Source organism: Sphingomonas sp. AC435 (assembly GCF_979253005.1).
On record NZ_CEEDCJ010000015.1, the window covers coordinates 1 to 25,014 of the forward strand.

Sequence of the window (25,014 nt, forward strand, 5' to 3'; positions counted from 1 at the left end):
AACAGGTCGCTCATTCCAGTCTCCTCTCAGAGCCTGAATCAGATCGCGCCTCTCACATCAATGGGTCCTGACCCTAGACACGGCCGAAGACGGCGTCATCTGCGCCTTCATCAGAGAAGATACCCGTCAAAGCAGGACGTTAGCTGCACCGATGAGGACGCGATCGGTCCGCGACATTCGACGCTCGCCATTTTCCACTGTCGTGCTGGGCATGTCCGCAGGTCGCAGCGGTGATGACTTGCGCGCATTCGGCCGCCGACGTCGCCACTTTCGATGGGAGTTCTATGGACTTGCGCAATCCCCCCGGCCTTAAGGTCGAAGGCGGGGCAGAATGGCGACGAATCCAGAGCACGATGGTGTCGGTGAGCAGACCTCGATCTTCCAAAGTAAATTGCCACTTCGCGAAAAACTGGACGCGCCCGGACCGAACTGCTCGACCTGTCGGCCAGAAACCGCCTTCTCAATATGCCGCGGTCGGCCAAGGGCGCGCGGGCGGTCGAGATCGTAGACGACAAGACCGCTGAGATCTTCCGCCTGCTGGTACGGGACAGTCGTCCCTTCACCTTCGTCGCCGGAAAGGCGGCCCGCATCAGCGACGAGACCGAACCGGCTGACGAGGTCGACGAGATCGACGACCTTGCCCAACCGGTCGACGACGAAACCGACGAGCGTGGCGTCAGCATGCGGCACAGCGACATCCGCCTCCAGACGCGGTTCACGCCCAAGGGACTGCAGAAGCGGTTGCTCGGCCGAGCGATTCCTCGTGCGCTCCGGCAACTCTGCGCAGGAGTTAAGCTCCAGCCAGATCGCAGCGTACATCCGTGAGCATTTTGGCGGATGAGGGCGCTCGACGAAGCGTATGACCGGCCGATTCTCCCATGACCTCAATGCCCCTCTTCGCTATGGCCCGGCACATTATCGGACACGAACGACGGGTTCGACGAGGTGGGGAGGCGAGGTGGACAAGAGCTGGGGCGCATCGCCGACGAGCGGCTTCCGCATCCGCACCAACGCCAGCCCCGAGGATCGGGCGGCCGAACGCGCAAAGGCGCGGGACGAACGCGCCAAGGATCGCGCCACCTTCGCCAAGCAGCAATCCGAGGCCCGTGCCGCCAGCCGCGATGCCGACCTGCGCGCTCGCGAGCAGGCGCGGATCGAACGCCGGGAGCAGGAGCAGCAATCGGCCGCGGGCGATCCGCACAAGGCGGCGGCGCAGCGGCACCGGTCGTCCGGTCGCAAGGATGTCGTCCGCGAACAGCGTGATACGCGGTCCTACACGACGGTCGTGGATGTCGCCCGCATGCGCGAACTGGCGAAACGCGGCGCGTCGGTATCCGGTCTGGCCGGCGCGTTCGGCATCACGACCGACGAGGTCGAGGCGGCGCTGGCGCAGGACTGACCCCGGCCGGGCGCGGTGCCAACGGCGTGCCCGCAGCGGCACAGACATAGGTCGCCAGATCCTCGCGCAGCGGCAGCCCCTCGATCGACCGCAATGGACCGTCATAGGCGATCGCGGTCTCCGCGAACGACCGGCGGTTGCCCACGCCCAGGATGTGGAACAGTCGCCCTTCGCAGTTCACGCCGACGCGGGCATAGGCGACCCGGCCACCGCGTTCCTGCCGGATCACGGCGACCAGCTTGCCGGCCATCAGCGGCTTGCGCTGCCACAACAGGAAATAGCGCGACTGCGTGTCGGACGGTGTCGGGATCAACGTGCCGATATCGTCCCCGCGCGCCGGGGCCGACGTTGCCGCCGTCAGGTTGCGCAGGGTCACGCGCGGCGTGGCATCGGTGTCGTTGCCGAACGTGTCACCGCTGGAACACGCGGCCAGAAACAGGAACGCGGCCGGGACGATCCGCGCCGACGATATCGGCATAGAGGCAACTCTGACGCAGGTTAAGGGACGGCGGCGATACCGGGCGAGCCGTAGCCGGGCAAGCATGACGCTGCGGTGAACCCGTCCGGTTCGGCCGAATTCGGGACTGACCGCGTGTCGCCGACAGGCGTTGTGCCGCGCCCGTCCCCCTAAACCTCGATCCCCTCGTCCACATCCGCCTCGTCCTCCGCGCCGACGCCCTGCTCCAGCCGCGCCTCGTCGGCGGCATACGCTCCGGCGTCCTCGGCGGTGATGCCGAAGCGCGCCGCGACGTCGGGGGCGAACCGCAGCAGGTCGGGGCGCAGCCGCAACAGGCTCAAATCCTTGGACTTGCCCTCCATCATCACATCGAAGACCAGTCCCTCGGCCATACGCATGAAGGTGGCGAATTCGAACGGGTTGGTGAAGTCCGCGTGCCCCGTCCAGATCGGCGGGCGGAGCACCGTCTTGACCCGCGCGGTCGGCTTGACCGGAGCCTTGAGCAACTCGCCCGGCTTGCCCTTCTTACCCGCCCGCGCCGCCGCGCGCTGCTTCGGCGTGATCTTCTGCTTGATCTCCCGCAGCTCGGTGCGCGGCGACGAAAAGTGAATCTTCGGCCGCACCCCCGCCGGCCACGTCGCCAGAAACCGCTCCAGCGTGTCGCGCATGTCCAGCCGTTCGGGGTTCAGGCACCAGAAATGCTGGTAGTCGAAGATCAGCCGCACGCCGGTGCGCTCATGGATCCACAGCGCGTCGGCGGCGGAGAAGCGAACGTCGTCATTCTCCAGCACCAAACGCCGCCGGACATGCTCCGGACACTGTTCCCACCCCGCAATCCAGCGGGCGCGGCTGGCGTCGTGATCGTCATAGACGCCGCCGACATGCGTGATCATCACCGCCTCTTCGTCCAGTTCCATCCGGTCCAGCATCTCCGCCTGCGACGACAGGTCCCAGATGCTCTTGCGCGTCAGGTCCGGGTTGGGCGCGTTCAGCAGCACATATTGCGACGGGTGGAAGGACAGGCGAATGTCGTATTCGCGCGCCTTTGCTCCGAATGCGCGCAGTTCCGCATCGCTTTCGGCGACCATATTGTGAAACTGCGGCATGTCGGGATGCGTCGCGTACGGCGCGATGTCCGACGACAGCCGGTACATATCCAGCCGCTCCGATCGCAGATAATCCAGCACCCCGTCGAGCAGCTCAAGCGAGCATTTCAGGTGCGGGTTCTTCTGCCAGCGGCGCGTGTCCTGCACCTTCAGATCGGGTCGCCCCATCACCTTGACGGGGAAACCGAGGCGCAAAGGTCGTTCGTTCATAAAGACATAACGACGCCGACCCGGACAGGCTCCGCCCTCAGCTGGCGATCACCGCATTCTCGACATCCTCCTCGCGCGGCGCGGTGCCGGCATAGCGCTGCGCCAGATTCGCGCAGACCAGCAACTGCAACTGGTGGAAGATCATCAGCGGCAGGATCACCGCACCGACTTCCGCCGACGAGAACAGCACCCCCGCCATCGGCACGCCCGCCGCGAGGCTCTTCTTCGACCCGCAGAACAGGATGGCGATCGCATCCGCGCGATCGAACTTCAGCCGCCGGGTCACGAACCGCGTCGTCAGCATCGCCGCCGCGAGCAGCACCGCGCAGAACAGGAACACTAAAGCGAGTTGCCACACCGGCACGCGCGTCCACAATCCCTCGACGACCGCGGCGCTGAACGCTGTGTAGACCACCAGCAGGATCGATCCGCGATCGACATAGGACAGCATCGCCCTGCGCCGCTCCACGAACCCGGCGGTCAGCGGTCGCGACAGATGCCCCGCTACGAACGGCACCAGCAACTGGAACACGATCGTCCAGACCTCGCCGCCGGACACGCTCCCATGCCCGCCCATCAGTAGCGCGACGAGTGCGGGCGTGAACAGGATGCCGAGCAGGTTGGATGCGGACGCGCTGCACACCGCCGCGGGCACGTTGCCGCGCGCGATCGAGGTGAAGGCGATCGACGACTGCACGGTCGAGGGCAACAGAGTCAGGAACAGCAGTCCGCTCGCCAAAGACGGCGCAAGCAGCGGCAGCGCCAGCGCGTGTGCCGCCAGCCCGAACATCGGAAATAGGCAGAAGGTGATCGCGAGCACCAGCAGGTGCAACCGCCAGTTCGTCAGCCCCTGCACGATCGCCGCCCGCGACAGCTTCGCGCCGTGCAGGAAGAACAGCAGCGCGATCGCGCCCTCCGTCGCATAGCCCAGGATCGTCGCGGTCGTGCCGCGGCACGGCAGGAACGACGCGAACACGACGGTCGCGATCAGCAGCAGGCTGTAACGGTCTATGCGCTTGAACATCGTGCCTAATCGTCCCGGTGATGCAGTGCGTCAACGGACGGGGCAGCGATACGATGCCGCAGCTTTGGCTACGCAGACGATCCGCCTTCGACTATGACGGCGGGATCGAAGCGATTACCAAGGGCGGCGGATACCGACCGTCGTCGGACAGGAGTAGGGTCAGGAATGGAAGCTATGATCGCGTGTGCCGCCGCTGCAATCGCCTTGACCGGCATCGCCGCCGCCACCCCGCAACCGCAGGCCGCACCCGCCGCGCCCAGCGCGATTGCGGCTTCCGCCGCGCCCAGCGCGATTGCGGCTTCCGCCGCACAGGCCGCCCCCGCCGGCCGACCCGAGGATACCGAGGTCTGGGCGCCCGAGGTGCCGGTGATCGTCCCCGGCCCGGCCACGACGACGCCTGCCCCCTCCGACGCGATCGTGCTGTTCGACGGCAAGGACCTGAACGAATGGGTTTCGACCAAGGACAAGGGCGCAGCGAAGTGGACCGTCGCGGACGGGGTGCTGACCGTGAAGAAGGGCACCGGCAACATCCAGACCAAACGCAGCTTCCGCAACTATCAGGTGCATCTGGAATGGAAGGTGCCGGCGAATATCACCGGCGAGGGGCAGGCGCGCGGCAATAGCGGGCTGTTCCTCGCGTCGACCGGCGACGGCGACAACGGGTACGAGCTCCAGATCATGGATAGCTATCGCAACAAGACCTATGTCAACGGTCAGGCGGGCGCGATCTACAAGCAGTTCGCCCCGCTCGCGAACCCGGTCCGTGCGCCGGGCGAATGGCAGAGCTACGACGTGATCTGGACCGCGCCGGTGTTCGCCGCGGACGGATCGGTGACCAGCCCCGCTTACGTCACCGCCTTCGTCAACGGGGTGCTGGTGCAGGACCATGTCGCGCTGAAGGGCGAGACGGCGTATATCGGCGCACCCCGCTACAACGCGCACGGACCGGCTCCGATCAAGTTGCAGGATCACGGCGATCCGAGCGCGCCGATCAGCTACCGCTCGATCTGGATCCGCGAGCTGAAGTGATCTTGTGGGGGGAGAGCTGCGGCCCACCCCCACTTCCCCGGCGAAGGCCGGGGTCCAGTCGCGGTGAGTTCATTGAAAATCATGAGGTCAGCGGCAACTGGACCCCGGCCTTCGCCGGGGAGGGGAACGGGCGCTGATCGGCAGTCCCCTACTTCGCCTTCGTCGCGGCGATGTAGCGGTCGACCTGCTCCTCCAGCACCGCCAGCGGCAGCGCTCCCTGGCTCAGCACCGCTTCGTGGAAGTCGCGGATGTCGAACTTGGGCCCGAGTTGCTGTTCCGCCCGCTTGCGCAGCTCGGCGATCTTGAGCTGACCGACCATGTAGCTGGTCGCCTGACCCGGCCAGTTGAAGTACCGGTCGACCTCGCGGCCGATGTCCTTCTCCGACACCGAGCTGTTCGCCTTGAAGTACGCAACCGCCTGTTCGCGCGTCCACCGCTTGGAATGGATGCCGGTGTCGAGCACCAGCCGGATCGCGCGCCACACCTGCAGCGACAGCATGCCGAACCGCGCATAGGGGTCCTTGTACACGCCCATCTCGTTCGCCAGCCGCTCCGAATACAGGCCCCATCCTTCGACATAGGCGCCGTAGCCGCCGAACTTGCGGAACTTGGGAATGCCCGTCATCTCCTGCTGGCGCGCGATCTGGAAATGGTGGCCCGGTGCGCCCTCGTGCGCGGCGATGCCGGCGACCTGCACCTTCTGCGTCTGGTTCATGTCGACGAGGTTGACGTAATAAATGCCGGGCCGCGATCCGTCGGCGGAGGGCGGGTTGTAGAACGCGGTCGACGCCGTGCCCTCCCGCCACTTCTCCACCGCACGCACCTCCAGCGGTGCCTTGGGCAGGACGCGGAAATAGCGCGGGGCGGCGACCATCACCGACGCGATGACGGCACGGGCATCGCCCAGATACTCCTCGCGGCCGGCTGCGGTGTTCGGATATTTGAACTTCGGATCGGTGCGGATACCGTCGAAGAACTGCTCCAGCGTGCCGGTAAAGCCGACCTCGCGCTTGATCGCCTCCATCTCCTGACGGATCGCCGCGACCTGACGCAGGCCGAGGTCGTGGATCTGGTCCGCGGTCAGGTCGGTTGTCGTCGAACCCTTCAGCCGGTCCGCATAATAGGCTGCGCCGTTGGGGAGGCTCCATGCGCCGAAATTGCCCTTCGACAGCGGCTCGATCGTGTCCAGCGCCGCGAACAACGTGTCGTAGCCGCGGCGGAACGGGCCGGTCAGCGCCGCGCCGGCATCCGCCAGCAGCTTCGCCTTCATCGCTTCGGGTGCCTTCAGCGCCGTCACCTTCTTGCGGAAATCGGCCATGACGGTCGAATCCGGACCATTGTCGAACGGCGCGCCGGTGATGACCGCCTTCGCGTCGGCACGGGCGGGGGCGAAATTGACCTTGTTCGGGATGATCCCCGCTGCCGCCTGCTCGCGCATCGTCGCGGCGACTTCGCGCATCACCCGCTCGGTTTCGCGGAGGCGCGCAATATAGCCCTCGGCATCGGCGACCGTGTCGACCTTGTGGTTGTTGATGAGCAGCACGGGAATGTCGCCCGCCGGGCTGCCGTTGGTCGACACCGGGAAGCGCAGTTTGCGGAACTGGAAGGACTCGCCCTCGCGCTCGACCTGATATTCGAACAGGCGATAGCTGACGCGCGCACTCTCCCCCAGTTGCTCGGGCCGGAACTGCGCCCGCATCGCCTTCAACTGCCGCTCGGCCAGCGCCCGCCCCCGCACCGCGGCGGCATCGGTATAATCGTCGAGCTTCCCGTAATTCGTCTTGAACCCGAGCTGCGTCTGGTTCTCCGGGCTGAGCGCCAGTTGCTCGTCATAGGCGCGGTCGAGAAATTGCAGCAGCGCGGCGTCCTGCGCCTGAGTGGCGGCGGCTTGCAGCGGCACCGGCGCGCTCGCCTGGATCAGCGGAGTCAGGGGCAAGGTCATGAGGGCGAAGGCAAGACGCATCGAATACTCCTGTGTGTCAGGCGCTTGTCGCCCACCCACCCCTGTGAGGCAATCGCCTAGAAGTGGTAGACCCCGCCCGGCTCGGCGGCCACGAACCGGTCGGCGGCGATGCCCGCATCGACCAGTGCCTGCTGGAGGCCATCGCGCGGTGCCTCCCGCGCTTCGTCGGTCAGTTGAAACGTGCCCCAGTGGATGCCCAGCGCGCGACCGACGCCGACATCGGTAAAGATCCGCACCGCTTCCGCCGGGTCGACATGCTGCGCGGCCATGAACCAGCGCGGTTCGTAGGCGCCGATCGGGATCAGCGCCACGTCCGGCGCTCCCAGCCGCGTTCGAATGTCGCTGAAGATGCGGCCGTCGCCATAGCCGGTGTCGCCGACGAACCACAGCGACCCCGCCGGCGTGTCCAGATGATGGCCGCTCCACAGCATCATGCGCGAGTCGCTCGGCCAGCGATTGGACCAGTGATAGGCGGGCGTCAGCGTCGTCGCGATCCCCTCCGCCAGCACCAGCCGGTCCCACCAGTCGCCCGCGACGCAGCGCGCCTCCGGCACCGCCGCCCGCACGATCGCATCGTTGCCCAGCGGCATCGCCATCAATGGCGCATGCACCGCGTGGAGGCGACGCAGCGTGTCCACGTCGAGGTGATCGTAATGGCCGTGGCTCAGCAGCACGGCATCGATCGGTGGCAGGTCGTCGAACGCGATGCCCGGCGCGGTCACCCGCTTCGGTCCGACGCGGCGGAACGGGCTGGCGCGGTCCGACCAGACCGGGTCGGTCAGGATGTTGACCCCCGCGACCTGGATCAGCAGCGCGGCGTGCCCGACCATCGTCACCCGCAGGCCGTCGACGCGCGCCTCGGGCCTGGCGGGCGTCACCGCCACCGACGCGGGCCAGCGCGCAGCCGCCCCCGCCAGCTTCCAGCGCAGCATGTCGCGCAGGCCGCGGTCGGTAGACGGCTGGCCGGGATTGAAGAAGCGGGTGCCGTCGAAATGATCGCTCGGCGCGCCGTCATAGTATCGGTTGCGGGGCATGCCGCATCCTACTGTCCGGCCGACGCTCCGCGCAAACCCAACTAATCGCTTCGACTAACGACAAGACCCTGCAAGCGTGGGACATTCCGGATCGTCAGCAGAGGAGTCCCGCGTCATGGTCAGCGCAGTATCGGTCGCCGCGAGCGTCCGGGCGGATGCATCCCTCCGTATCGGTGGCGAGCCGCCGAAGCCGGGTGGCAGCCACATCGTGACGTCGGGCGAGACGCTGTCGTCGATCGCGCATCGTTACCAGACCGATGTCGGGGTGCTGGTGCGGCTGAACGACATCCGCAATCCCGACCTCGTCCATGTCGGCCAGACGCTGACGCTGCCGGCCGGCGCAGGCCAACGCTATACGATCGAACATGGCGACACGCTGGGCGACATCGCGGCGAAGCACGGTGTCGGACTGAAGGCGGTGCTGTCCGCCAATCCGCAGATCGACAATCCATCCCGCATCTACCCCGGCGACACGATCACGATCCCGGCCGGTACGGGAAGCGGCGGCACGGGCAGCGGCGGCACGACCCCCACTCACGCGACGGCGCGCACATCCGCTACCGCCGGCATCAGCCAGTCGACGCGCATCGAGAACGGCACACTGTCGTTGACGGACGCCGACGTGACCAACCTCAAGAAGACGTTGCAGACCGAGTGGGTGCAGACCGCCGGCGACGCGCAGGCGCGCGGCATCGTCGACACGATCCTGAACCGCACCGCGTCGGGCCATTGGGGTGAGAGCGTCGCCGACGTGGTCGACAGCTACAACCAGTTCTCCGACATCAACGGTCCGATCGCGCGCCGCGACGGCCGCAATTCGGTCGAGGACATCCCGAACAGCCGGATCAGCACGCGCGTCGATACCTTCGTCGACACCTATCTGGCGGAGCGGGCGAGCGGCACGCCGTCGTCGATCGGATCGCACCTCAACTATGCCAATCCGAACTATTCCAGCGCCAACAATCTCGGCTGGATCAACGCGCTGGACGGGCCGGTGCTGGGGCGCGGCAATGCCGTGCACCATCACGGCACCGTTCCCGAACTGGAACGCTACCGTCCCGGCGAGGTGACCGTCGCACTGCCGGGCACGGCCGCCGCCAACGTCGACGCGAATGCCACCGCGACCGGCCGCATCGACGGCCATACGGTGGCGGCGGAGGCCGGGGTTCAGGTCAAGAGCGACGGCGTGCATATCGGCCGGCTCGACGCGGCGATGTCCCCCGCGATCCGCGCCGTCGCGCAGGCGGCGGAGAAGCTCGGTCTGCCGACGCCGGTCATCACGTCCGGCAACGACAGCCGCCACTCGACCGCGTCGCTCCATTATGCCGACCGCGCGCTTGATTTCCGCGGCAACAACATCACGATCCAACAGGGTCGCGCTTTCCAGGCCGAGGTGCGCGGGATATTGGGCGCGCGATACGACGTTGTGTTCGAGACGTTCGCCAATCGCAGCAACAACCATCTTCACGTGGAGTTCGACCCTGACTGACGGCCTGCCCCGCGGATCGATCCGCATGCTCGTGATGTCCTGCCTCGCGCTGGCCGGCTGTTCGCAACCCGCCCCGGCGACCAAGCCAGCGGAGTCCGCCTCGCCCACGGTTGCGCCCCTGGTTGGGCCCATGCCGGTGGCGGCAAAGCCGACCCCGCCGACGGCTTCGGCTGCGCAGGCCGGGTCGCGCGTGCTCGCGAAGAAGGACTTCGCGTTGCGCGGCAAGCCCGCCTGCAAGGTCAGTTACCGGTATGCGGGACACGCCGCCGACACGCTGTTCTGGGAAGAGCCCTGCGCTGCGGTGACCGCGAAGATGATGACGCAGCCCGAACTGGCGGAACTCGGCAAATGGGATCGCCTCGACGAGTCCGCGCGTACGTTCGTTGCCGCGCTGCCGGGCGGCAAGGTACTGTATGTGGAGGGGAGCTTCAGTGCGTCCGTCTACCCGATCGGGACCACGGGATCGGCCTATGAGGTATCCGTCGCGGACTGAGCGCAGATCTCGCGCGTCGTGCTACGCATCATAGCCATCCTATAGGATTGTGCCCGCGACCGCTTCCCGGCATGACTGTCGGTCAGGAGAAACGCAGGATGTACCGAATTCTGGCAGTGGTCGGGCTGTTGACGGCAGCGCAGTCGGCCCCCGATCCGCACCTTCCACGGGCGACCTATGACACCGTGCGGCCGGTGCTTCCGGCAAAGCTGGACCGCGCGGTGTTGATCGTGTCGAAGACCAACGGCTGGCGGCACATCGAACACATCCCCCATTCCAACGACGTGCTCGCCGACATCGCACGCGGTCTGGGCCGCGCCAGCTACGCGACGGAAAATGCCGCGGTGTTCAACGACGAACAACTCCGCCATTTCTCCGTCGTGGTGCTGAACAGCGCCAGCGGCGACTTCCTGACCCCCGATCAGCGCGCCGCGTTCGCACGGTTCGTCGCGCGGGGCGGCGGCGTGGTGGCGCTGCACGCGGCAGGCGACGATAGCCACACCGCACCCTGGTATGTCGACACCGTCATCGGCACCAAATTCATCGGTCATCCCGGCGGCGACGACCACATCCAGTCTGCGCGGATCGTCGTCGACCAGCCTCGCCACCCGGTCATGGCCGGCGTGACGCTGCCCTGGTCACCGAAGGACGAGTGGTACTCGTTCTCCGGTGATCCGGCGGCCAAGGGTATGACCGTCCTCGCGCGCATCGACGAGGCGAGCTATCGGCCGGGCGCGAAGCTGACGATGGGATCGCATCCGGTGATATGGTTCAATCCGCGAAGCAAGGGGCGGGTCGTCTATTCTGCGCTGGGCCATACGCCGGAAGCGTATGACGACCCGAACTACCGCCGCATCCTCGTCAACGCGGTCCGCTGGGCAGCGCGGTAGCGGTACGTCTTCGCAATGTGTGACGACGTGCATGCAGACACACACAAACATTCGACCCACAATCCTTCTGGAACACAGATTATTGACGTAAGTTCGTTTCATCTGTGGTGAGGATGTTCCCGCAAGTATTTGCAATCGTTCAGAATGGTTTCTTAACTACCGTGACTGCACAGCGGTTTAGCGGGTAGCTGTGGCACCCGCCGTCGACTGCGGGGTCCGGTACAATGCATTTCGGTTCTGACAGACCGCGCGCCTTTCTGGTGCGTCTGGCGCAAAGTCGTCGCGGCAACACGCTGGCAATCATGGCCGCCGCGCTGATCCCCCTATGCGGCATGATCGGCGGCGGAGTCGATGTCGCGCGCATGTACCTCGTCAAGACACGGCTCCAGCATGCATGCGATGCCGGCGCGCTCGCCGGGCGCAAGGCGATGGGCGGCGGCCAGTGGAGCCAGAGCGGCAACATGCCGAACACGGTCGCGCAACGCTTCTTCAAGGCGAACATCGCCGACGACGCGTACGGCAGCAGCGGCATGACGTCCGCGTTTTCGGAGTCTGCGGGCAAGGTCACCGGCACGGCGTCGGCGATATTGCCGATGACCCTGACCAAGGTCATCGGCGCCACGACCACGACATTGTCGGTGACCTGCGAAGCGGAGATGCGCCTGCCGAATACGGACGTGATGTTCGTGCTCGACAACACCGGATCGATGGATTCCAAGGCGGTGTCGACCGACAGCCAGACGAAGATGCAGGCGATGCGCTCGGCAGTGAAATGCTTCTACGAGATCGTCGCCCGGCTGGATACCGACGAGGATTGCGTCGGTGGCGCTCCTTCGGGCGGACTCAGCGATCAGGTCCAGGTGCGCTTCGGCTTCGTGCCCTACGCGATGAACGTCAATGTCGGCCGCCTGCTGCCGACCGACTACATCGCCAACAACTGGACCTACCAATCGCGTGAGGTCGACGACGATCCGGAATATGGCGCGTTCGACCGGTGGAACGACACGTTCGCGACCAACACCGTCGGCAGCTACGGCACCGCCATACCCGTGCAGTTGCGCGGCGTCGGATCATCGGCGGACTGCAATTCGAGCACGTTCCCGACGCCGGCCGATACGTACACGCCGACATCCGGCCAGCGGCAATGGCCGATCGAGAATAGCGACAACGGCACCGAATGGTCGGCCTATACGCCGACGATTCATCGCACCTACAGCACCAGCTACTCCAGTTCGCTGAAGATCTGCACGCTCCGCTATCAGGAACGGACGATGTTCCGGCTGGCATGGCACAAGCGTGTGTCGTCGAAAGCCGCCGGCGCGGTCGGCTTCCCGATCTTCGCCTATCGGCCGGTGCGGTTCGACATAAGCCAGTTGAAGAACAACCCCGGCATGGCCAACGTGTCGCTGCCGATCGGCAAGTTCAATGCCGCCACTTCGGTGGCATGGGGCGGCTGCATCGAAGAACGCCAGACGGTTCGCGCGACCTCCTACGACCCCATCCCCGGCGACGCGCTCGATCTGGACCTGAAGACTGCCCCCACGGGCAGCGAGGAGACGCAGTGGGGCCCATTGTTGCCGGGTGCCGTCTTCGGCCGCAAGAACGCCAGCGGCGTCTATACGACGGACACGATCAGGACGTTCAACGCCCTGCCCTTCTCGCGCGTGTCGGAATGCCCCGCCGCCGCGACGAAGATGATGAAATGGCCCTATGCCAACGAGTTCAGCAACTATGTCGACGGCCTCGTCGCGAGGGGCAACACCTATCACGATATCGGTCTGATCTGGGGCGCGCGCCTGATGTGGCCGACCGGCATCTTCCGGGCAGAGAACGAATTCACGCCGCAAGGCGGCGAGATCCAGCGCAATTTGATCTTCATGACCGACGGCGATGCGTGCACCGACATCGACAATTATCAGGCCTATGGCTTCGCGGCGATCGATCGCCGCCAGACTCCGGCGAATACGTTGCCGACCGAGGGCTGCACGACAACCGGCACCCTGACGCAGCAGGTCAACGCCCGCTACCAGGCGGTGTGCAGGGTGGTCCGCAACGAGAACATCACCTTATGGGTGATCTGGTTCGGCGTGAAGAACAACACGCTCGAAACGCAGATGCGCAACTGCGCCACGCCCGGCCGGTTCTTCGCGGCACGCAACCAAACCGATCTTCAGAACACCTTTCGCCAGATCGCCGACCAGATCTCGCAGTTGAGGATCACCAATTGAACCGGCCTGCGTCCCCCCGTCCGTCGCTGTGCACCGATCGGAAAGGCGCGGCGCTGGTCGAGTTCGCCGTCGTCGCGCCGGTCATGTGCCTGCTGCTGGTGGGCAGCTTCGACGAGGCGCACACGCTGTACATGCAGGCGGCGCTGCAAGGCGTGGTGCAAAAGGCCGGACGCGACAGCAGTCTGGAAGACTCCACGTCCGACGTCCAGAATGCGATCGATGCGCGGGTCAAGGCGCAGGTGCTGGTCCTGGCCAACAATGCCGACGTGACGATCGGACGTAAGTCGTACCGGACCTTCTCCGACGCCGTGAGTGCCAAGGCGGAGAACTGGACCGACAACAACGGCAATGGCCGGTGCGACCAGCACGAACCCTATGTCGATGCCAACCGCAACGGCAGTTGGGACAGCGACGGCAGCAACGGGGCGCAGGGCGGCGCCAAGGACAAGACGATCTATACCGTGACCGTGAAGTATCCGCGGATGCTGCCCCTCAACAGGTTCATCGATGTCCCCGACAAGCAAACGCTGGTGGCGCAGGCGGTGGTGCAGAACCAGCCCTATGCGGATCAGTCGGACGTCGGCACCGACGTGCTGCATTGCGATTGAGCGACCGATGATGTTTGCGACCTTCGCCCGCTGTCTCCGTCGCGATCGCCGCGGCCTCGCGCTGATGGAATTCGCCATCGTCCTCCCGGCGCTGGTCCTGTTGTGTCTGGGCGGAATGGAGATCGCGAATTACGTCACAACCAAGATGCGGATGAGCCAGATCGCCTTGCAGATCGCGGACAACGCTGCGCGGATCGGCTCCGGATCGCCCCTGGCGGCGAAGACGATCACCGAAAACGATGTCAACGACCTCTTCATCGGTGCTCAAACCGCGTCGGGTAAGTTGAACCTGCGCGAGAATGGCCGGGTCGTGCTGTCGGATCTCGAACCGCAGGCGAATCCCAACACCACCAGCAAATACAAGATCGCGTGGCAGCGGTGTTACGGCGCGAAGGTGCACCCCTCCACCTATGGCAATGCCGGCGCGACGAACCTGGCGGGCATGGGCCCCGCGGGTCGCCTCGTGACCGCGCAGGACGACAATGCGACGATGTTCGTCGAAGTCTATTATGTCTACAAGCCGATCGTCGGGCTGACCTGGACGCCGGCGACGGAGATGGTCGAGATCGCGTCGATGGCGGTGCGCGATCGCCGCGACCTTGCCTCCGGATTGACGAATGCGGACAAGGTGACGCCCTCGACCTGCTGATCGGTCGGAACCGTCGACATGTCGCGGCGCGATTGGTGCCGATCTACCAACCCAAGGGTATATCAGCACGATATGGCCGCACCCGGGCGAGTGGTAGCGACGTCAACATGAGCGACGATAGCGACCCTGCCCCCAACTCCGTCCTGCGCCTGGATGCGGAGGAGTATGAGTATCTGCGCAAACGTGCCGCGGATCACCAGCAACTTGCGGAAAAGGCTGATGATTTTGCCTCGAAGACCATTCATCGCCGGCTTCGGCAACTCTACGAGGATCGGGCCAGGGCGCTCCGTTTAGTGCTTCTCCACTAGTAGAACGCGCAAAAATACCAGGAACGCCCAGTCCCGTGACTGGTTGATCCGCCCGAACCAGCTGGACCCGGCGGTACCGGTTGTGGAGGATCGATCATGAAAGCCCTGACCGTCGCGCTTGTCGGCGCGACATTGCTGTCCGGCTGTGCCGCGCCTGCAACCCGCATTTCGACGGGGCTGCAGCGTTACGGATTGGACGGCCCGCGTGCGGATTGCGTCGGCGACCGGTTGCAGGGCGACCTGTCGCTCGGCCAGCTCCAGCAGCTCGGACGCGCCGCTGCCGCCTATCGTAAGGGCGATACCGATCCGGGCGTCCTGACGGTCGGCGACCTGCTTCGGGTCGCGGGCGAGTTGAAGGATCCGGCCATCGCGATCTCCGTCGGCAAGGCTGCCGCCGGGTGCGGCGTCCTTCCCTGACCCCGATCCGTACCTCCCCTTTCGAGTCGACCCAGCAGCAACAGGACAAGATGATGAACAAGGACGAATTCCAGGGCGGCGCCCGCTATGTCGGCGGCAAGGTCGAGAAGGCCGTCGGCGATGCAGTCGACAGCCGCGACTGGCAGGTGGACGGCGTGGTCGATCAGGTCGCCGGCGGCGTGCAGCACGGCTATGGCCGGGCACGCTCGATCGTCGAGGATGCCGTCGACAGCGCGCCCGAGTTGGCCGACGCCGCCCGCGAACGGCTGAAAGCGGCCGGCGAGCGCGTCGCCGACAGCGCCCGGACGGGTGGCCACGCCGCCGTGCAGACCGTTCACGATACACCCGCCCTCTGGGCCCTCGCCGCCGCCCTCGGCGGCTATGGCCTGGCGTGGTTCATCCACGGTCGTCGCGACTGACCCCCGTCATGGCCGAGGCAGCGTTCAAATCCCTTCGCGAGACCGCCGATCTGCGCCACCTGCGCCAGATCATCGTGGGCCTGGACGAGGGCGTGATCCTGATCGATCCCGACCAGAGCCTGCTCTGGGCGAACGACGCTGCCTTGGGCATGCACGGGGTCGGCGACATCGCCGAACTGGGCGCGACCGTCGACGAGTACCGGGCGCGCTTTCAACTGCGCTACCGCAACAACCACCGGGTCGAGGCCGACGATTACCCGATCGAGCGGGTGGTGGCCGGCGACTCGTTCTCGGAGGTGGTGGTCGAGGTCACCGTCGCCGGGGAGGAGTCGCCACGCTGGGTACATCAGGTCCGCAGTCTGGTCCTCAACGACGCCGACGACAGCGAACCGGCGTGCCTCGTGCTGATCATCCAGGACGTCTCCGCCCGGTATGAGGCGGAGGATCGGTTCGAACAGTCGTTCAACGCCAATCCCGCGCCGGCGATCATCTGCCGGCTGAGCGACTTGCGATACGTCAAGGTCAATCAGGGCTTTCTCGACATGACCGGCCACCACCGCGACCAGGTACTGTGCAGGACCGTGTACGACATCGACGTGCTGCGCGGTGCCGAAAAGCGTGATCTCGCGAAGGAACGGCTTGGGGAGGGTCGGACCGTCCCGCAGATGGAGGCGGAGCTGGAACTGCCGGACGGCAGCACCAAGCTGGTGATCGTCGCGGGCCAGCCCATCGATATGGGCGATCAGCCCTGCATGCTGTTCACCTTCGCTGATCTCGAACCGCGCCGAAAGGCGGAGGGCGCCCTTCGCCACAGCGAGGAACGGTTTACGCGCACCTTCCAGATGGCGCCCGTGCCAATGGCGATCGGTGCGCGCGACGGCCATCTGCTTTGCGAGGTGAATGCCAGCTTCACGCAGATGACCGGTTACGGGGTGACGGAGATCATCGGCCGGCCTTTGGGCGACGTTCAGCTGTGGGAGAGCGACGCGACGCGGCGCCAGATCGAAGCCGCCATCGACGGCGGCCGGGACCTGCGCGCGCACGAGGCCCGCATCCACGCACGCGACGGCGCGGCGATCGACTGCCTGATCTCGACGGAGGCGATCCGCCTCGGCGACGATGCGTGCGTGCTGTGGGCGTTTCAGGACATCACGCAGCGCAAGGCCACCGAGCTGGAGCTCGTCGAGGCGATCGAGGCGGTGATGAAGGACACGAGCTGGTTCAGCCGCTCGATCATGGACAAGCTGGCGCGGCTGCGTGCGCCGCAAACCGACGCGCAGGGCCCCGGTCTCGACGACCTCACGGCACGCGAACGCGACGTGCTGGGCCTGATCTGCCGCGGCTGCGACGACAAGACGATCGCTCGCACGCTGGACGTCGCCAGCAACACCGTGCGCAATCACGTCGCCCGCATCTACGCCAAGATCGGGGTCAATCGCCGCATTGCCGCCGTGGCCTGGGCCCGCGCCCGTGGCTTCGACGGAGAGGGCGTCGCTGTGGACAAACACCAACGGGAGACGGCGGCATGACTGCCCGGCCGACGAACACGCGCGCTTCGCGGGACGACAAGGCGAAGGCCGCCACCACGCGGGAAGCCAAGGGATCGGTTCACGAGGCGATCGGCAAGCTGATCGGCGACGATGCCGCCCAGGCGGCCGGCACTGCCGAACGGCAGGCGGGCGCCGCCGATGCCTCGGGCGTCCGGAAATCATCGCGGCCCTGACCGCGGCGTACAATCAGTTCAACAGGAGTAACTATGGCTACCTACGCTACCACCGGCCTCGCGCCGGTCGATGACACGCATCCGGGCAAGACGGCGACCCGACTGTCCTGGGGCGCGATCTTTGCCGGCGTCGTCATCGCCGTCGCGGTCCAGCTGGTGCTCGGCATCCTCGGCGCGGGCATCGGACTGACGATGGTCGATCCGGTCGAGGGCACGACGCCGGGCGCGGCGGGCTTCGGGATCGGTGCCGGCATCTACTGGCTCATCACCACCGTCCTCGCGCTCGGCGCGGGTGGCTTCGCGGCGGCGCGCGTCGCGGGCGTGCACGAGCGGTTCGACGCGCTGGTCCACGGACTGGTGGTCTGGGGCGTGACCCTGATCCTCACGCTGTACCTGCTGACTTCGGCGGTCGGCGGCATCATCGGCGGCGCGTTCCGGACCGTCGGCTCCGTCGCGGGCGCGGCCGGGGCGACGGTCAGCGCCGCCGCACCCAAGGCGGCGTCGCTCGCCGGCATCGACGAGAGCGACGTGCGCAGCGAGGCGGCGGCGTACCTGTCGGACGCGCCGACCGACCCGGCGCAGATGACGCCGGAGCAGGCACAGAAGGAAATCGCGCGCGAGCTGCCCGCCCTGGCCCGCGGTGGCAATGACGGTCGGCAGGCGGAAAGCCGGATCGTCGACATCGTCGCGGCACAGCGCAAGATCAGCCGTCCGGAGGCACAGGCGCAGGTGACGCGGGCCAAGCAGCAGTTCGTGCAGACGAAGAACGACACCGTCGCCACCGCCAAGTCGGCTACCGACGCAGCGGCCGGTGCGGCGGCGGGAACCTCCTTCGTCCTCGTCCTGGCGCTGCTCGTCGGCGCGGCGGCATCCGGGTTCGGTGCCACCACCGCGACCCGCCGGCGGCTGCGGTGAGTATCCGCGGCGGACCGGCGTATCGGGTCCGCCGCCTTCGCTTCCAACGAAAAGGAATGACAGCATGACCAGGAAGATCGGGCTTGTGTTCGCCCTCACCACGATGATCGCACTTGCGGCCTGCAACACGGTCGATGGCGCGGGCAAGGATCTCAAATCGGCCGGCTCGGCCGTGTCCAGCGCCTCGGGCGAAAGCAAGAAGTAACGATCGTGGCGGAGCGCCCCCGGCGCTCCGCGCTTTCGCCTAAGTTGCGGCCCGCTTCATCAGCGCCTGCACGCGCAGTCGCGGGAAGACCTCTTCCAACGGCTTGGTGTCGGGCAGGATGTACACGTAGCCGCCCTTCCGCTGGAACATCGGCCGCAACCGCTTGGCGTAGAACGCCTTGGGTACGTTGATGCAGCCGAAGGTGATGCGGTTGTCGTCCGGGGTGGGAGACAGCATCCGCTCGCGCCGCTGCTCCTTCTTGCCGGCATCGGTCGGGATGGGATGCATGGCCACGGATGTGGCATAATCGACCCACAGGATCCGCTCCTTGCGGAAGGGTATCCCGAACTTGGCGAGAAAACGTCCCGCCGGAGTCGTCTTTTCGGCCGGTCCGATCTCGGCGAGCGTCTTGGCCCCGACACCGGGCGTGGCATCGTCGCCGGGGGCGATCCCGACCAGCACCGGCACCGTCTCGATCAGCTTGCCCTTGCCGTCGAACAACACCAGCGACCCGTTGATCTTGTCGACGATCGCATAGGGTAGCGCATGATTGTCCTTCGACGCCGCCACCCATTCCGTAACCCGGACGACGCCTTCGGACGGGCCGACAGCGGCTTCAACAGGGACAACGCCCGCCTCCGTCACGCCGTCCTGCGCGACCGCCGCGGCGGGGAACATCAGGATCAGTCCGGTCAATATCCGCAGCACGATGGTCATGGATCGATAGCACTTACGCGAAAAGCCGGCCGTCCCCACGAGGAACGACCGACGATCATCAAACGGGAAATAACGTCGTGCGATCAGTGCCGCGGACGCTTCGGACGTGCTTCCTGCGCCTGCAACCGCTGCTCGACGCCGTCGACGCGACCATTGAGCTGGTCGAGCCGCTGACCGGACGCCTGCAACTGGCCGGACGCGGCCTGCGCCTCCGCCAGCGCCGACTTGGCGGTGCCGTCGGTTTCCTGCAGCTTGGCCTCCAGCGTGTCCACGCGCTGGCTGACCGGGGCGACCTGCTCGCGCACATAGGACTTGGTGGCGCAGCCGCCGAGACCGACCGCACCGGCCAGGATCACCATCGCGGGCATGAACTTAGACGCAAACTGAGACATTGCGGTTTTCCAATCGTTAACCAGTCGGAACAACCAAGCCGAGCAGCGATGCGTCGCCAATCCGGATTCTGTTCGGACGTGCATCTTCTCCGTTCAACGGATGAAATTTGCGGGTTCGCACAGGTGCTTGGCAGCGCTTCTCAGGCGCCGAATCGGGCGGAGCTACTGGCGCCGCTTGCGCTTCGACGACGGTGCGAAAGGATCTTTGGGAATATCGTCTGTGCGCGGCTTGTCCCGGATGGCCGCCACTGGCCTGGCGCGCTGGGTCTCCACGCAGCGCCGCAACGCGACGATCGCCGCCCCGCTGCCGTCCAGGTTCAGCCGCTCCACCGGCACGTCGCCGCGATTGATCTCCAGCGTCCGCGAATTCGCGAAATAGGTCGGAAACTGCGGCTCGAAACTCGTGACGAAGCCCGGCTTTCCGTCCGACATCAGACCGATCGCGAAATGGCCGGGATAAGCGCCTTTCGACAGACGGAACGTTAGCTTCAGGCGGTCTTTCGGCCTGATCGACCAATTGGCGTTGAGGAGAGTCAGGTGGTTCGTGCCGTCGGTATCGATCCCGAGCAGCAGCGTGGTGTCTCCGGCGCGATCGAACTCGCGGGTCAGGAAACAGCCCTTGCCATCCTTGCTCACCGCGACCGTCCACTCGCCCACGTCCTGCGGCCCCGGCTGGGCCTGCACCGACGATGCGATAACGGGTGTGAGGAGCAGTGACACAGAGCGAAGAACGGCGGTCGATGGTCGCAGGGTCACCATGGACGCGACTGTAACCGCCCAGGATGCGATTGGCTACGCGTGCTCGACTCCGGCGTCGGCCCGGAGGCGGCGGCGTTCACGGCATTCGTGACGGGTCGTTACGATCGTCTAGTCAGACAAGAGAAGTTCGTATACCATTTGCCGCGTTCACCCTGTCGCACGAGCAGGAATGGCGCGGCCGACGCGGATCGAAGGAGATGATGCATGCCATCCACACCGAAGCTGCCCATGGCCCTGCCCATCGGCCATGCTGACATTCGGCGTCGCCACGTTCTGAAGGTCGCCGCCGGCGCTGTCGCTTTCTCGCTGGCGGACCGTGGACTCGCCTTGCCGCGCGCGGATGCGGAAATCGTCAATCTCGCCAAGGCCGCGACGCCGGGTGGCCTCTACGTTTCGGGCGACACCAGCTTTTCCGCCCTGAACAACGGCGCGGAACCGAGCGGTTCGGACGATGCCGGCAAAGGCGCGTACGGCACCTGGCCCCGCACCGACCGCCAATGGGTCACGTACGACTGGAGCCAGCCGGTTTCGACCGACAGCGTCGACCTTTACTGGTGGCATGACGGCCGGGGCATCGCCGCACCGACGTCTGCACGCCTCCTCTACTGGAACGGCAGCGATTACGTGCCCGTGCGCAGCCGCCGCGCGGCCGGCCTGCTGACCAACCGATTCAATCGGGTGTCGTTCGATCCCGTGACCACCACCCGCCTGAAATTGGAGTTTGAGGGAGACGGCGAGAAGTCGGTCGGCCTCCTCCAGTGGAAAGTGTACAATGCCGGACCAGTCCCGGCGTTCGCCCCCACCGTCGCGGCCGGGATCGACCGCTCGATGGTGATCGGCGCACAGACCTTCCTCGCGGGCAAGGCCGACTGGCTGCAGCGACGGCCGGGCGACGCCCTGCGCTGGACGAAGGTCAGCGGGCCCGGCGACGTGATCTTCGCCGACGCCGCGGCGTCGACGACGCGCGCCACGGTCAGCCAGCCGGGTGATTACGTCCTGAAGCTGGCGGCGAGCGCGGGCGCGAAGACCGCCGCCTCCACGCTCAACCTGCGCGTCGTGGCGCCACCGCCCGCCAAACGCCTCGATGTCGTCTATACGACCCCCTACGCGATCGACAGCCCGCTCTGGAACGAGCGGGCCAAGGCGCTGATCGTCAACTGGATCCCGCACTGCATCGCCTACTGCGAGCGCACCGACCTCAAGGACGGTCAGGGCGGCCTCGATAATTTCATCGAAGCGGCCAAGGCCTTGCGCGGCCAATCGCATGCCCAGCACAAGGGGTATGTCTTCTCCAACGCCTGGGTCCACCAGACGATGGAGTCGATGTGCATCGCACTGATGGTGGACCCGCAGGGCGACGCGGAGATCGCGACGGCGCAAGGACATATGCGCCAGACGCTGGAGCGCTGGATTCCGATCGTCCTCGCCGCGCAGGAACGTGACGGCTACCTTCACACGGCCTACACGCTCGCCGATCGCAGTGCGTGGCCGGAGCGCTGGTCGCCCGAGCATCGCGGCGATCACGAAGGCTATGTCGCGGGCTATTTCATCGAATCCGCGATCAACCACCACACGCTGACCGGCGGCCGCGATCTGCGGCTCTACGACGCCGCGAAGAAGCTGGCGGATTGCTGGGTGGCGAATATCGGACCCGGCAAGAAGCCCTGGTTCGACGGCCATCAGGAAATGGAGCAGGCGCTCGTCCGGTTCGGGCGCTTCGTCAACGACGTGGAAGGCAAGGGTCGCGGCGACGCCTATATCCGGCTCGCCCGTTTCCTGCTCGACTCGCGCGAAGGCGGATCGGAATACGACCAGAGCCATTTGCCGCCTGAACAGCAATATGAGGCTGTCGGGCACGCGGTCCGCGCGGTCTATTTCTATTCCGGGATGGCGGACATCGCCGCCGAAACCGGCGATCGCGACTATCAGAGCGCGACCATGTCCCTGTGGGACAACATGGTGAACCGCAAATACTATGTCACCGGCGGCGTCGGCAGCGGCGACACGTCGGAAGGGTTCGGCGGCAATTACGCGCTGCGCAACGACGCTTACTGCGAATCCTGTTCGAGCTGCGGCCTGATCTTCTTCCAGTACAAGCTCAACCTGTCGTACCACGACGCGAAATACGCCGATCTGTACGAGGAGACGATGTACAACGCGCTGCTCGGCGCCACCGATCTGGCCGGGAAGAGCTTCTGCTACACCAACCCGCTGGTCGATACCGAGCGCGCCAAATGGCACACCTGCCCATGCTGCGTCGGCAACATACCCCGCACGCTGTTGATGATGCCGACCTGGACCTATGTGAAGGACAAGGAGGGCGTTTACGTCAACCTGTTCGTCGGTAGCCGCATTGAGGTCGGCGACGTGGCGGGCACGCCGGTCCAGATGGTGCAGGAAACCAATTACCCCTGGGAGGGCGCGGTCAAGATCACCGTCAACCCCAAGGAGGCCAGACGGTTCTCAGTGCGCGTGCGCGTTCCCCAGCGCAAGACCAGCGCCTTGTATTCCGCCGTGCCGGCGGTGGAGGGACTGACGCGACTGGCGGTGAATGGGCAGGCGGTGACGCCCCGCATCGAAAACGGTTACGCCGTCATCACGCGGGAATGGCGTCGGGGCGACCGGATCGAGCTGCAACTGCCGATGGCGGTCCAGCGTGTGACGGCAGACGACCAGATCGAGGCGACGCGCGGCAAGGTCGCGGTGCGCTATGGTCCGCTGATCTACAACGTCGAGTTGGCCGATCAGCCGCGCATCGACCAACCCCTCTCCACTGCGCCCCTGACGGCGGAGTGGCGCCCGGACCTTTTGGGCGGCGTGACGGTGATCCACGGGACCTGGGCCGACGGGACACCGATGCTGGCCATCCCGAACTTCGCCCGTGCGAACCGCGATGGTGGTGCGATCCCCGAATTTCCGGGGCAGCACGACGGTGTCGAATACGCCCCCGGAGCATCGCAGGGCGACGCCGCTACTGCGCAGGAGGCGGGTCCATCGTCCGGCCGACGGCGCGGGGGGCGATCGCAGGTCTGGCTGCGCAGCGTGTGACGCCGCGGCCCTGTCGCACCGAACCGATCGGTCCCTACCGGCGGTTTTCGGCAGGACGGGCAGGTTGATAGACGATCGGCAGATCGGGGGCTGGTGCTTCCGGTCGCCGCCGCTACGCTCTTTACGGACGATCGCGACGGCAGGGCGATCCTGATCTGGAAGGAACGCTCATGGCCGGTATCGCCCTGCTTTCCCAGCCGCTGGACCTCGTCGTACTGGGCGACGCGGATCGTTCGTTCCTGTCGCGGCTCTCGCCGATGCCGGCCCGGCACATCCCGTTGCGCGCCGACACATCGGCCGACCGCAAGCTGACGGCATCGCACCTCGACCGGGCCGTGCTGGATGCCGGTCGGCCGGTCTTGCTCGTGGCACAGGGAGCGGCATGTCTGGCGGCGGCGTGGTGGACCCGGCTTTCCCCGCAATCCTACGTTTCGCGCGTCACCGGTGCGCTGATGCTGGCGCCCAGGCGTGCAGGAGAACGCGATGCGATGTTCGCCTCGCCGGCATCACGATTGCCCTTCCCGTCGATCGTCGTCGGGGCGGACGATGCGAGCCAGCAATGGGCGGTGGAATGGGGCAGCCGCCTGATCGATGGGCCCCTGCCAGGCGTCGGCCCCGCTCTCAGCAACCGTTTCCAATCGATCCTGAGCCATTTCACGCGCGCCATCGTCGAACGGGATATCCGCACGGCGGAGCGGCTGATGGCGGCCATCGGGGACCATTGACGCCAGCCCGTTTCGGACCGGACTGGTCGTTCAGGCAGCTTGAGCCGCTGGTGCTTTTTGCCGCGGAGCAGTGTGACGATCCGTTCGCCTTCGTCCCTCAGCGCCTTGGTGCGTGCTCGCATGTCGGTGCTGATGACACGGGTCTGGCACGCCACGGTCGTGGCTTGGTAGAACAGGTCGCCCGACGAAATCGGGCGTCTCGCACGCGGAACCATTGGAACGCTCGATTCCGACGTCGCTCCAGCGTTCGCCTGCGCAAGGGCGGCCTAACCGCGAATACTTGCGATCTCCCGCCAAGGCGTGGTCCGCTCGGCCCGAACGTTCCGTTCTACCGCTCGCGAACGGCAATCAGCTTCGTGACGCGTGTGCCGGTGCGACCCGGTTCGCCACTGAGTTCGACGACGATCGAGCGATCCTCGTCGATGGCGATCCGGTACCGCCGCGCCGCATTCGGCAGCGAGGGACTTGGCTTCGCCTCGCCGAACCGCGCGGCGACGGCGTCCAGCTTCAGCCAGACACCCGCCGCCGGGACCAGCGTCAACGTGTCGGGACTGACGCTGACCGCGTCGGTCGCAACCGCGACCGACGATCCCCGGTCGGCCAGATCGGCTATGCGGAAAGCATAGTTGCCGGACTTCGCGAACGTGTCGTCGATCGCCGCCTTGCGGTCCCGAAGGTTGGCAAGAGGATCAGCCCCCTTCAGGAAATCGTCCGCCAATGCGAGCAGCACCTCGGACGATCCCTGTTTCGCTTCGACCGGACCCGTCGCCATTGCCATCGTCGCAACCACCGTCGCCGCCATCACTG

Annotated in this window: 27 protein-coding genes; 18 read left to right on the top strand and 9 right to left on the bottom strand. The window is 66.2% G+C overall.

Features of this window, described 5'->3' with window-relative positions; all coding sequences use genetic code 11:
- The first annotated feature begins 438 nt into the window (after window positions 1-438).
- Both AC0CH8_RS18010 and AC0CH8_RS18015 read left to right on the top strand, forming a co-directional pair.
- Window positions 439-825 (top strand): DUF4011 domain-containing protein, encoded by a 387-nt coding sequence (locus tag AC0CH8_RS18010; RefSeq protein ID WP_465241095.1) that lies wholly within the window; start codon window positions 439-441, stop codon window positions 823-825.
- Window positions 826-958: 133 nt separating this feature from the next.
- Window positions 959-1,399, top strand: a complete 441-nt coding sequence (locus AC0CH8_RS18015) for a hypothetical protein (protein ID WP_465241062.1) — start codon at window positions 959-961, stop codon at window positions 1,397-1,399.
- Here AC0CH8_RS18015 and AC0CH8_RS18020 read toward each other — a convergent pair.
- The 3 genes from AC0CH8_RS18020 to AC0CH8_RS18030 form a co-directional block, all read right to left on the bottom strand.
- Window positions 1,359-1,877: a hypothetical protein gene (locus AC0CH8_RS18020; protein WP_465241063.1), complete on the bottom strand. Its 519-nt coding sequence runs from the start codon at window positions 1,875-1,877 to the stop codon at window positions 1,359-1,361. The two genes, AC0CH8_RS18015 and AC0CH8_RS18020, sit on opposite strands and share 41 nt — an antisense overlap.
- A gap of 149 nt (window positions 1,878-2,026) precedes the next feature.
- A complete protein-coding gene (uvsE, locus tag AC0CH8_RS18025) occupies window positions 2,027-3,157 on the bottom strand; it encodes a UV DNA damage repair endonuclease UvsE (protein WP_465241064.1) in 1,131 nt (376 codons plus the stop codon).
- Window positions 3,158-3,209: 52 nt separating this feature from the next.
- The gene (locus tag AC0CH8_RS18030; RefSeq protein WP_465241065.1) at window positions 3,210-4,196 is read right to left on the bottom strand and encodes a bile acid:sodium symporter family protein; all 987 of its coding nucleotides are present in this window, start codon (window positions 4,194-4,196) and stop codon (window positions 3,210-3,212) included.
- A 165-nt stretch (window positions 4,197-4,361) separates the two neighbouring features.
- On the opposite strand from AC0CH8_RS18030, the gene AC0CH8_RS18035 reads away from it, so the two are divergent.
- Window positions 4,362-5,225: a 3-keto-disaccharide hydrolase gene (locus AC0CH8_RS18035; RefSeq protein WP_465241066.1), complete on the top strand. Its 864-nt coding sequence runs from the start codon at window positions 4,362-4,364 to the stop codon at window positions 5,223-5,225.
- Between the two features lie 148 nt (window positions 5,226-5,373).
- Here AC0CH8_RS18035 and AC0CH8_RS18040 read toward each other — a convergent pair whose 3' ends face one another.
- Complete coding sequence (locus tag AC0CH8_RS18040) at window positions 5,374-7,188, bottom strand: DUF885 domain-containing protein (RefSeq protein WP_465241067.1); 1,815 nt, start codon at window positions 7,186-7,188, stop codon at window positions 5,374-5,376.
- Between the two features lie 56 nt (window positions 7,189-7,244).
- Complete coding sequence (locus AC0CH8_RS18045; protein ID WP_465241068.1) at window positions 7,245-8,222, bottom strand: MBL fold metallo-hydrolase; 978 nt, start codon at window positions 8,220-8,222, stop codon at window positions 7,245-7,247.
- A 115-nt stretch (window positions 8,223-8,337) separates the two neighbouring features.
- Here AC0CH8_RS18045 and AC0CH8_RS18050 point away from each other — a divergent pair, with 115 nt between their 5' ends.
- The 13 genes from AC0CH8_RS18050 to AC0CH8_RS18110 all read left to right on the top strand — a co-directional run bounded on the left by AC0CH8_RS18050 (window position 8,338) and on the right by AC0CH8_RS18110 (window position 18,566).
- Window positions 8,338-9,711 (top strand): LysM peptidoglycan-binding domain-containing protein, encoded by a 1,374-nt coding sequence (locus AC0CH8_RS18050; RefSeq protein ID WP_465241069.1) that lies wholly within the window; start codon window positions 8,338-8,340, stop codon window positions 9,709-9,711.
- A gap of 25 nt (window positions 9,712-9,736) precedes the next feature.
- Entirely contained in the window at window positions 9,737-10,204 is a 468-nt protein-coding gene (locus AC0CH8_RS18055) for a hypothetical protein (RefSeq protein WP_465241070.1), read from the top strand.
- A gap of 98 nt (window positions 10,205-10,302) precedes the next feature.
- Complete coding sequence (locus AC0CH8_RS18060) at window positions 10,303-11,094, top strand: ThuA domain-containing protein (protein ID WP_465241071.1); 792 nt, start codon at window positions 10,303-10,305, stop codon at window positions 11,092-11,094.
- A 224-nt stretch (window positions 11,095-11,318) separates the two neighbouring features.
- Window positions 11,319-13,322: a TadE/TadG family type IV pilus assembly protein gene (locus AC0CH8_RS18065; RefSeq protein ID WP_465241072.1), complete on the top strand. Its 2,004-nt coding sequence runs from the start codon at window positions 11,319-11,321 to the stop codon at window positions 13,320-13,322.
- Window positions 13,319-13,930 (top strand): TadE/TadG family type IV pilus assembly protein, encoded by a 612-nt coding sequence (locus AC0CH8_RS18070; RefSeq protein ID WP_465241073.1) that lies wholly within the window; start codon window positions 13,319-13,321, stop codon window positions 13,928-13,930. The genes AC0CH8_RS18065 and AC0CH8_RS18070 overlap by 4 nt, the downstream gene beginning before the upstream one ends.
- A gap of 7 nt (window positions 13,931-13,937) precedes the next feature.
- Entirely contained in the window at window positions 13,938-14,579 is a 642-nt protein-coding gene (locus tag AC0CH8_RS18075; RefSeq protein WP_465241074.1) for a TadE/TadG family type IV pilus assembly protein, read from the top strand.
- A 107-nt stretch (window positions 14,580-14,686) separates the two neighbouring features.
- Window positions 14,687-14,887 carry a hypothetical protein gene (locus tag AC0CH8_RS18080; RefSeq protein WP_465241075.1) on the top strand — a complete coding sequence of 67 codons (201 nt, stop codon included), beginning with the start codon at window positions 14,687-14,689 and terminating at the stop codon, window positions 14,885-14,887.
- Between the two features lie 96 nt (window positions 14,888-14,983).
- Window positions 14,984-15,304, top strand: a complete 321-nt coding sequence (locus AC0CH8_RS18085) for a hypothetical protein (protein WP_465241076.1) — start codon at window positions 14,984-14,986, stop codon at window positions 15,302-15,304.
- Window positions 15,286-15,723, top strand: coding sequence for a CsbD family protein (locus AC0CH8_RS18090; protein WP_465241077.1), 438 nt, complete (start codon window positions 15,286-15,288; stop codon window positions 15,721-15,723). The genes AC0CH8_RS18085 and AC0CH8_RS18090 overlap by 19 nt, the downstream gene beginning before the upstream one ends.
- A gap of 8 nt (window positions 15,724-15,731) precedes the next feature.
- The gene (locus AC0CH8_RS18095; RefSeq protein WP_465241096.1) at window positions 15,732-17,252 is read left to right on the top strand and encodes a PAS domain S-box protein; all 1,521 of its coding nucleotides are present in this window, start codon (window positions 15,732-15,734) and stop codon (window positions 17,250-17,252) included.
- On the top strand, window positions 17,249-17,446 hold the full coding sequence (locus tag AC0CH8_RS18100; protein WP_465241078.1) for a CsbD family protein: 198 nt from the start codon (window positions 17,249-17,251) through the stop codon (window positions 17,444-17,446). The genes AC0CH8_RS18095 and AC0CH8_RS18100 overlap by 4 nt, the downstream gene beginning before the upstream one ends.
- A 33-nt stretch (window positions 17,447-17,479) precedes the next feature.
- A complete protein-coding gene (locus AC0CH8_RS18105) occupies window positions 17,480-18,361 on the top strand; it encodes a hypothetical protein (protein ID WP_465241079.1) in 882 nt (293 codons plus the stop codon).
- Window positions 18,362-18,425: 64 nt separating this feature from the next.
- Window positions 18,426-18,566: an entericidin A/B family lipoprotein gene (locus tag AC0CH8_RS18110; RefSeq protein ID WP_204200132.1), complete on the top strand. Its 141-nt coding sequence runs from the start codon at window positions 18,426-18,428 to the stop codon at window positions 18,564-18,566.
- Between the two features lie 39 nt (window positions 18,567-18,605).
- On the opposite strand, the gene AC0CH8_RS18115 is transcribed toward AC0CH8_RS18110, so the two are convergent.
- From AC0CH8_RS18115 to AC0CH8_RS18125, 3 genes are all read right to left on the bottom strand, one after another.
- The gene (locus tag AC0CH8_RS18115) at window positions 18,606-19,283 is read right to left on the bottom strand and encodes a hypothetical protein (protein ID WP_465241080.1); all 678 of its coding nucleotides are present in this window, start codon (window positions 19,281-19,283) and stop codon (window positions 18,606-18,608) included.
- A gap of 83 nt (window positions 19,284-19,366) precedes the next feature.
- Window positions 19,367-19,675 carry a hypothetical protein gene (locus tag AC0CH8_RS18120; RefSeq protein WP_204200134.1) on the bottom strand — a complete coding sequence of 103 codons (309 nt, stop codon included), beginning with the start codon at window positions 19,673-19,675 and terminating at the stop codon, window positions 19,367-19,369.
- 162 nt (window positions 19,676-19,837) lie between these two features.
- Complete coding sequence (locus AC0CH8_RS18125; RefSeq protein ID WP_465241081.1) at window positions 19,838-20,359, bottom strand: hypothetical protein; 522 nt, start codon at window positions 20,357-20,359, stop codon at window positions 19,838-19,840.
- 279 nt (window positions 20,360-20,638) lie between these two features.
- Here AC0CH8_RS18125 and AC0CH8_RS18130 point away from each other — a divergent pair, with 279 nt between their 5' ends.
- Entirely contained in the window at window positions 20,639-23,482 is a 2,844-nt protein-coding gene (locus tag AC0CH8_RS18130) for a glycoside hydrolase family 127 protein (protein ID WP_465241082.1), read from the top strand.
- Window positions 23,483-23,652: 170 nt separating this feature from the next.
- Entirely contained in the window at window positions 23,653-24,207 is a 555-nt protein-coding gene (locus AC0CH8_RS18135; RefSeq protein ID WP_465241083.1) for an alpha/beta hydrolase, read from the top strand.
- A gap of 328 nt (window positions 24,208-24,535) precedes the next feature.
- Here AC0CH8_RS18135 and AC0CH8_RS18140 read toward each other — a convergent pair whose 3' ends face one another.
- The gene (locus tag AC0CH8_RS18140) at window positions 24,536-25,009 is read right to left on the bottom strand and encodes a hypothetical protein (RefSeq protein WP_465241084.1); all 474 of its coding nucleotides are present in this window, start codon (window positions 25,007-25,009) and stop codon (window positions 24,536-24,538) included.
- Between the last annotated feature and the right edge of the window lie 5 nt (window positions 25,010-25,014).